This window comes from Petrotoga halophila DSM 16923, from assembly GCF_002924615.1.
The window spans coordinates 1-9,174 of record NZ_JALY01000081.1; the positions used below are offsets into that span (position 1 = coordinate 1).

8 protein-coding genes are annotated in these 9,174 nt (G+C 32.5%); 7 read left to right on the forward strand and 1 reads right to left on the reverse strand.

From position 1 onward, the window contains the following. Positions 1-1,457: DNA polymerase/3'-5' exonuclease PolX (gene polX, locus AA81_RS03580; RefSeq protein ID WP_103898227.1), on the reverse strand; the 1,457-nt coding region annotated here is incomplete at its 3' end. Positions 1,458-1,755: 298 nt separating this feature from the next. Between polX and AA81_RS03585 the strand changes: the two genes are divergently transcribed. The 7 genes from AA81_RS03585 to AA81_RS03615 all read left to right on the forward strand — a co-directional run. Continuing rightward, positions 1,756-2,862, forward strand: a complete 1,107-nt coding sequence (locus AA81_RS03585; protein WP_103898228.1) for an ROK family transcriptional regulator — start codon at positions 1,756-1,758, stop codon at positions 2,860-2,862. A 116-nt stretch (positions 2,863-2,978) separates the two neighbouring features. After that, positions 2,979-4,409, forward strand: a complete 1,431-nt coding sequence (locus AA81_RS03590) for a glycoside hydrolase family 3 N-terminal domain-containing protein (protein ID WP_103898229.1) — start codon at positions 2,979-2,981, stop codon at positions 4,407-4,409. Positions 4,410-4,506: 97 nt separating this feature from the next. Then, a complete protein-coding gene (locus AA81_RS03595) occupies positions 4,507-5,712 on the forward strand; it encodes an extracellular solute-binding protein (RefSeq protein WP_103898230.1) in 1,206 nt (401 codons plus the stop codon). Positions 5,713-5,800: 88 nt separating this feature from the next. After that, complete coding sequence (locus AA81_RS03600; RefSeq protein WP_103898231.1) at positions 5,801-6,682, forward strand: ABC transporter permease subunit; 882 nt, start codon at positions 5,801-5,803, stop codon at positions 6,680-6,682. Further along, on the forward strand, positions 6,682-7,941 hold the full coding sequence (locus tag AA81_RS03605; protein WP_211292648.1) for a carbohydrate ABC transporter permease: 1,260 nt from the start codon (positions 6,682-6,684) through the stop codon (positions 7,939-7,941). The genes AA81_RS03600 and AA81_RS03605 overlap by 1 nt, the downstream gene beginning before the upstream one ends. Before the next feature lie 4 nt (positions 7,942-7,945). After that, entirely contained in the window at positions 7,946-8,425 is a 480-nt protein-coding gene (locus AA81_RS03610) for a GNAT family N-acetyltransferase (RefSeq protein ID WP_103078368.1), read from the forward strand. Positions 8,426-8,701: 276 nt separating this feature from the next. Beyond that, positions 8,702-9,174, forward strand: a 473-nt coding sequence (locus AA81_RS03615; RefSeq protein ID WP_245863425.1) for an ABC transporter substrate-binding protein, incomplete at its 3' end; no start/stop codon positions are given.

The window sequence follows — 9,174 nt, forward strand, 5'->3', positions numbered from 1 at the left end:
ATAACCCTATAAACGTCAAGATCATATCCATCCCTTGAAAGTAATAATCTACCAGTTACATGTCCTAAAATCTTTGTGTATTTGCTCTTTACAGCTTTTATAATCCTTTCAGTCATCTCTTCTTTGCTCATCTTAAAATTAGAATGTACCGAAGCAATTACAAAATCAAATTTTTTTAATAAATCTTCTTCATAGTCCAGCGAACCATCTTTCAAGATATCTGATTCTATACCTTTCAGTATCTTTATATCCGAATATTTTTCGTTCAATCTATCAATTTCATCAAACTGTCTCAATATATCTTCCTCATTTAACCCATGTGCATATCGAGCAGATTTGCTATGATCTGTAATACCTATATACTTGTAACCTAGTTCTCTTGCACCATTTACCATCTCGGTAAGAGTATTCGCTCCATCGCTGTAATTAGTATGCACATGAAAAACACCTTTGATATCTTTTTGTTCTACCAATACTGGTATTTCACCTTTCTCGGCAGCTTCAATTTCACCCATATTTTCACGAATTTCAGGTGGGATATAAGATAAATTTAATTTTCTGAATATCTCTTCTTCATCGTAGCATTTGATGAGAGCATCCCCTTTAAACAACCCATATTCGTTCATCTTTATACCCATTCGTTTTGCCCTATGCCTCATGGCGGTGTTGTACTCTTTACTACCGGTGAAATGGTGCAAAGCGTAGGGGTACTCTTCATCCTTTACTACCCTTAAATCAGCATTAATGCCAGATTCTAAAGTTATACTTGTCTTCGTATCTCCTTTAACGATCACATCTCTTGTTTTGTCATATTCTACAAAGCTTTCCATTAATTTTTGTGGATTATTAGTAGTTGCCAATATATCTATATCTTTTACTATTTCCTTTTTTCTTCTGATACTTCCAGCTATCTCACATCTTATAACGAGTCCTGTTTTAAGTAAATATTGTTTGAGTAAATTAGCTTCCGAATATGCCTCTGAAAATAGATGCTGGTTGCTAAACCTCTTCACAAATTTAATACCTTCTAAGATTTTCTTTTGAGTCTTTTCTCCAAATCCGGGGAGCTCAACCAACCTATTTTCAAGGCAAGCATACTCAAGTTCTCCAACAGTTTTTATATCCAATTTATCCCACAAAGTTTTTATCTTTTTAGGCCCAAGGCCTGGTATTTTTAACATCTCAACGAGACCTTCGGGAATCGATGTCTTTAAATTTTCGTAGTATTCAAGTCTTCCTGTGGTGATAAGTTCCGTTATCTTTTTATTAATGGCTTCGCCTATCCCTTTGACCTCTTTTAGTTTGTTATTTTTGACTAATATTTCTATATCTTCATCAAGAGTTTCTATAGCACGTGCAGCATTATAATATGCCCTGATTTTAAAAGGGTTTTCTCCTTTTAATTCCAATAGTAGACCTATTTCGTTGAGAATATTGATAACAGTTTTTTTATCCATTTTTATCACTCTTTTTCTCTTATTTAAAAAGTTATAGTTTTGTCTATTCCTTAACTCACTAGTATTATATCATTTTTAAAAAACCAATGAAAAAATAAATTTTTACTATCAATTTTGAAAAATTAAGGGAAACGAAGTTAAAAACAATTATTTGCCCTTAATCGATTCTAATTACTCTTAATCATGTATAACCAAGTTTTACAAAACAAGAAATTAATTGTATAATTTAGTTAGTTGCCTGTTGCAAGCAACTAACTAAAACATATTTACTATACATAAACCAAAGGAGCCACAAAACATGAAAGAAAATCTTTTCTCCATAATTAAATTTTTTTGGGAAAACAAAGAAGCAACAATAAAACAAATATCTAAAGCAACCGATTTAGATAAATCTACTATCTCAAGATATCTAAAAAATCTCAAGGACACTGGAATAATACAAACTGTGGGTTCTTTAAAACAAGGCCCAAAAGGTGGGAGAAAAACTCAAATTCAGTCTTTTAATTATAATATATTTAATATTTTAGGTTTAGAAATAGAGCAAAACGGAATTAATTGTGTTGTCACAAATCTGAAAGGAGATCCGATCGATAACTTTCGTATAAAAGAAAAAATAAACAAGTCAAATTTAGTAAAGATGATTCAAAAAATTATTGAAGAAAAGAAAGATTCAAATATCTGTGCCTGTGGAATCTCTCTTCCAGGAATAATTAACTCCAAAGAAGGTATTATAGTGTACTCTAAAGCTTTGGGAATAGAGAATTTCAAACTGGTATCAGAGCTATCAAAAGTTAATGATATTCCTTTTTTGATAGATAATGACTCTAATGTGGGCGCAGCATATTACAATTTAAAATTGAAAGGTTCGGCTAAAAATATTTTGTATGTTTATATATCTATTCCTTATGATATTCATGATTTTGTGGGGGTAGGGATAGGCATTATTATAAGCAATCACCTTTATCACGGCTCAAACAACTGTTCTGGGGAATACGAATTTAAACTACGTTTAATAGAAAAAAATAATGGATATGTAAATGACTACTACGACTTTCTAAATACCCATTTAGAAGATGAAATTTTCTATGAAATTAAAACTTTCCTCAGCAAATTAGCGGGAGAAATTGGATTATTAGTAGGTATTATCGATCCTGATACAGTGATTTTTGATGGAGGTATTAAGTTTTTACCAGAAATTGCTATTAAGTTTTTGGTAGAAGAAACGAGAAATAATTTATTTTTAAGTAAACAAAGAAATATCAATTTTATTACAGAGAAAAAAAACGAACCAGTAACCGCTGTTGGAGCTGCAATAAATTTTATTACCAAAATTTTTGAAAATAAACAATACTTAGCAAAAATTTTTAAAAGGCAAATTAATAATGGAGCTTTAGAAATAAAATGATTTTTAAATGAGAGAGTAAAATTCTTTCATCCTTCAGGGAAGGCTGATGAATGAAGAGGTGTTAAAACAGATTTTAAGTTTCACATCAATACATATTATACGAGGAGGAAATTATTTTGAACAAAGATGATTTAGGCAAATTTTTTCTATTAGGTTTTCCTAAAGGAATTAAAAACCATCATTTGGATTTAATTCGAAGTGTAAAACCCGCAGGAGTTATGCTTTATCCATCGAACATGGAGAATCTGAACAGTCTCCAAGTAAATATGGAAAGATTATACGAAATTATTGACGGGGGAGTCAAATTTTTCATATCTTCAGATCATGAGGGGGGGCAATTAGAAACTGTACCCAGCATTTTTCCATCACCTGGCAATAAAGCAATGGGTTCTACTAATAATCCTAAATATGCCTATGATTACGGAGATTATTTAGGAAAAGCTCTCAAAAAAATCGGTTTTAATATGTTGTTTGCCCCTGTGTTGGATGTAATCGCTAAAAATGCAAGTCCAGTGGTCGGACTACGAGCTTACTCAAACAATGAAGAAATAGTGTCAGCTTGTGGAAATAATTTTATTAAAGGATTAGAGAAAAACAAAATTATCGCTACTTGCAAACATTTCCCTGGTCATGGGAAGGCTGTTCAAGATTCTCATTATGAAATTCCTGTAATTACAGACATGGATAAAAAAGACATTTATCCCTTTGAAAAAGCTATAGAACTGGGCACTAAATCGATAATGACCGCTCATGTTATTTATCCAACCTATGACGAACAAAATATAGCTACTTTATCCAAAAGTATTTTAAAGGATTTCTTAAGAGATAAATTGGGGTATAAAGGAATTATTATAAGTGATGCCATAGAAATGAAAGCAATTCATGACAATTACTCTCCTAAAGAAATTGTTAATAAATTCTTTTCTGCTACTGGAGATATTCTGTTAGTTGGAGACGCCGATGCCAATTTCGAACCTTTCTACAATGAGCTACAAAAATCTTTTTCTAATGGAGAAATTGAAAAAGGTCTAATGGAAGAAAGTTATAAGAGAATACTTTCTTTGCAAGAACAGTACATAAACACAACTTATGAAACAAGATTCCTAGCTCAAATTGCTGAAAAAACGATAAATACAAATATACAAAACAAATTGGAACTTTCTGATGTAGTCTTTGTCCTTCCGCAAGGAGATCCTTTATCTCCCGCAGATACAAGTAATAAAGATTACATTGAATACAAAGCTTTAGTTAAAAGCATGTTTGAAAGTTCTAAAATCATAACTTACGATGTGAAACAAGGCACAACTGATGCACCCTTAGCAAAAAGTGAAATTATTATTTCTTTCGTTGTTGATTCATTTCGATTCAAAAACCAACTGAAAATGCAAAAAAAATTAAAACTTTTTTCAAATGAAGTTATCTACATAATTTTAAGAAATGAAAATGATCTTGATAATTATAAAGAGGAAAAATACATACTGACAAATTCTACAAAACCGATATCTATATATTATGTATTAAAATCTGTTTTGAATTTGGGCAAATAATATGAAAAACCTTTATGGGAGGTGATAATTTGGGATAATTAAAGATTAGTAAAGGATGTTCTATAGGTTTCAAATTCTAAAAAGGAGGTATTTAAGCATGAGTAAGAAGATTTTGTTGCTGGTGTTATTTGTTGGTTTGACATTATTGTCCTTTGGTAAAACTAAAATCTCAGTATGGCAGTTTATGATGGACGACACTTTATCAAAACAAGTGAAAGCACAATTCGAGGCAGCTAATCCAGATATTGAATTGGAAATTGTTCAACTCTCATGGGCAACAGGTTTTGATAGAATTGTTACTTCCATTGCTGCAGGCAGCGCACCGGATGTCATTGAGTTGGGAAACACATGGTTGGCAACTTTTGCTTCTCAGGGAGTTCTGAGACCGGTTGATGATATTGTAGGAAAAGTAAAAGATGATTATGTTGCTTGGAATTTTGTTGAATATCAAGAAAAAACATGGGGATTCCCTTGGTTATTAGCTCCCAGAGCCATGTATTATAATTTAGAATTACTCGACAAAGCTGGTTTAGATCCAGATAATCCACCAAAAACGTGGGTCGAACTTTTAAATGCATCTGCAAAAATAGACGCTTTAGGACCCGATATTTATGGAGTAGGATTATGTGTAGGTGAGTTATATAGTCCGTATCAAGAATGGTTTTTACCAGCTGTTTGGGGAAATATGGGACATTTTGTTTCTCCTGATCTAAAAAAGGCAACTTTGAACAGCGATCCAGTCATCGAAACTGCTAATTATTACAGAAGTTTAAGTAACTTTGCATTACTAGGAAAGGAATCAGAACTCGCAGAAGCTTTTGGGCAAGGGAAACTGGGATTCTTCTTTGCTGGACCTGCGTATATCAACAACACTCAAAGAGATTATCCAGAAACTATATTTGATGTGACTCTTATACCTAAACCAAGAGATCATCATGGTTATCATGCTTCTTTTGCAGGTGGAGAAGTTTTGGGAATCTCTTCACAGTGCGAAAATGTAGAAGAAGCATGGAGGGTAATAGAGTTTCTGTTGAGCGAAGAAGTGGCTATGCAGATAACTCGAACCACGGGCGAGGTATTTCCAACAAAAATTGGAATAGAAAAAGACCCATGGTTCGAAAGTCATCCGCTACATGCAACGTTCCTTGAACAAAACAAATACGCCGTTCCATTTCCACCGTTAGCTGAAGCTAACAAAATCGAACAATTATTTACAAACATTGTAGAAGAAATACTACTTACAGATGCACCAATAGAAGAAATTTTACAAAAATACAACCAACAAATCCAAAATTTGCTTTAAAAAATTGTATGTTAAAAGTACTTGGGGCATTGGGGCAGGGGTATATCCCCTTTGCCCCTTTTTGAAACAAAAAAAGAAAAAAGGGGACGTGTTTATATTGAAATTAAAGAGCAAGTATAACTTAACAACTTTTGTTTTTTTACTTCCTTGGATTATAACTTTTATAATATTTTCTGTATATCCGATAATTTTCTCTTTTGGAATAAGTTTTACAGATTATACGGGATTAAGCCCGGAAATAAATTTCGTAGGATTGAAAAACTATTTTTCTTTATTCAAAGATGAAATCTTTTTGAAAGCTATGAGGAATACTTTTATTTTTGTAATCGGTACAATTCCTTTTACTACAGTAATTTCCATTCTATTAGCTGTCCTAATAAATAGTAAAATGGTTAGATTTAAAGGATTATTTAAAGCTGGATTCTTTTTACCTTCTGTTATGTCTATGGTTGTTATCTCTACAATATGGCGATACATTTACAGTGCTGATGGAATATTAAATTACTTACTACAAACAATAGGAATAGAAAAAAATACAGGTTGGTTGGCATCACCAGATACAGCTCTATTATCTATTATGATTATGAACGTTTGGGCAGCTATTGGTTATTATACCATAATTTTTTTGGCTGGTCTACAGAGCATTCCTGAGGAGCTCTACGAATCAGCTTCTATTGACGGTGCTTCGAACACCGATAAATTTTTTAAAATAACCCTTCCTCTAATAAAACCTACACTCTTTTTTGTGATTGCAATAAACACGATTAGATCTTTTCAAATTTTTACAGAAATCTTTACAATGACAGGCGGAGGCCCCTTGAATTCTACACAAACAATTGTACATTATTTATATTTGACAGGATTCAGGCAGTTCAGGATGGGATATGCTTCAGCTATGGCTTATATCTTAGTCATAATAATTTTAATTATAACATTAATTCAACAAAGAGTCCTTAGGAGTGAATATTAATGAATATCAAAAAAAATATAATTTTTTTAATTTCTTTTATGATTCTTATAATTTTTCTATTACCTTTAGTGATCATGATTTACACCTCGTTCATCCCTCAAGGAAATATGACAAATATCGTTAAAGAATTCTATCTTAATGATTTTGAAGCCGGTTATATAAGTGTTTTAAAAAGAACGATTTCTCCTTTAGGAAGTACAAACTACTCTCTGGTTAAAGAATCTCCTGAGACTTCTCAATCTTTACTCATTGAATCAAAAAGCGAGAAAAATCCCGGTATAAAAATGATAGGAAGTACTAGGGATCTGAGAAAAATGGATAATTTTAATTTCTGGATAAAATTGGACACCTCAGAAATCAACAACGGTTTTGTGATTTTTGAAGATATTAATGGAAATTCGCAAAGAATTCCTTTTCTGTATAATAATCAAGGACAGTGGGCACGAATAGTGATTTCAAAAAAGGATTTGAACAAAGAACAAATAAATTTGAAGTACATTACGGGAATTTCTATAATATTGAACAATGAAAAAGGAATATTAGATTTCGATTTCCTAATCGATGATATTCAAATACAGAATCAATATCCTACACTTTTGAATTATATTATTGTATGGAACGAGGAAATGTTTGGAAGGTATATGTTAAACAGTTTTATAGTTTCAGGAACAATTCTTATTTCAAACCTTTTATTTTCTTCCATGGTAGCATATGCATTTGCAAGGAGAGATTTCAAAGGGAAAAATGTGCTCTTTGCTATTGTGTTGATAACAATGATGATACCTTTCCAAGCAACAACTATTCCTATCTTTATTCTAATGAAGAATTTAAATTTATTAGATACATATTTTGCATTAATATTACCTCAACTTGTTACTCCTTTTGGAATCTTTATACTAAAACAATATATAGAACAACTTCCAATAGAGATTGAACAGGCTGCGGTAGTTGATGGAGCGGGACCTTTTACTGTTTTTTTTAAAATCATTTTACCTCTTTCAACACCAGCATTAGCAGTAATGGGAATAAATACCTTTATAACAACTTGGAATGACCTTTTTATGCCTTTAATTTTAACATCCTCCAGGGAAATGAGAACCGCGCAAGTTGGACTTGCTTTGTATCAGCAATTAACACAATTACAATGGCCTTATCTTATGTCTGCAACAACGATCGTTGGGTTACCTATTATGATAGCGTTCTTGATATTTCAAAAACAAATTATTTCTGGCATCACAGCTGGAAGCGTAAAGGGGTGAAAAAATGGCAGATATGCTTGTAAAACTTTACGATTTGAATTATGATGAGAAGGTATTTTCTGAATTAAAAGATTCAAAACTAACAGTACGGAGAGCGAAAGCACCCGAAAAATTTATCGTTTTGGATTGGATCAAAAAAGAATTCGGTGATCACTGGGCAAGTGAATGTGATGTAACTTTTTCTAACAAACCTATCAGTTGTTTCATAGCTGTAGACGAAGATAAGAACAAAATTATTGGTTTTTCTTGTTTTGATGCTACATGCAAAAATTTTTTTGGTCCAATGGGTGTAGACAAAAACTACCGAGGAAAAGATATTGGGAAAGCATTGCTTTTAATCGCTCTAAAGAGTATGGAAGAAAGTGGTTATGCATATGCCATAATCGGAGGAGTTGGTCCTGCTAAATTTTATGAAAAAGTAGCAAACGCTACATTGATAGAAAACTCTGATCCGGGAATCTATAAGGGCATGTTAAAAAGTTAAGAAAAACTACAAAAATCAGAGCTTTTATTAAATAAATTAAAATAATTACTCCTAATCGCTTCTCATTACTCATAATCAGATTTGCGATGTAACATGTTTCAGAGTAGTATTATATTGGGATCTGGTAAAGCATGTATTTTGAATACTACGAGCACCTTCCACCTTTTTGAAATTAAGCTGGGATGTTAAAGGGAGATAGGGGAACTTAGTATTATTTTTTCTTGGAAAGGCCTTTCCTTGATAGTGTGTAACAAAAATATTGGAGGTGAAAAGAGTATGAAAAAAGTGTTTGTTGTGTTTCTTTTATTGGCAAGTTTGGTTATGGGAAGCGTATTATTCGCTCAAGTAACCCAAATCCCCAGAGAAGAAGCAGTGTATGTCGCAGGTTTTCAGTGGGGACCACCAACAACGGATAATCCGCTTGCAGGTTCGCCAATGACGTTTGTTTCTGATCCTAGACAACATATTTGGATATATGAAACACTATTCACATGGGATGCTCTCAATGGAAAGTATGTTCCTATTTTGGGAGAATCCTATAAGTGGCTTGATGAACTAAGATTAGAGGTAAAAGTGAATCCAAAAGCGTATTTCCACGATGGAGAACCTGTTACTGCAGACGATGTTGTATATTCCTACAAATTAGGGCAAAAATATCCCTTAGGTCTACAGATTTGGGAATGGTTGGAAGATGTTTACAAGGTAGATGACCATACAGTTATTTTCGAGATGAAACCAGACAATCCAAA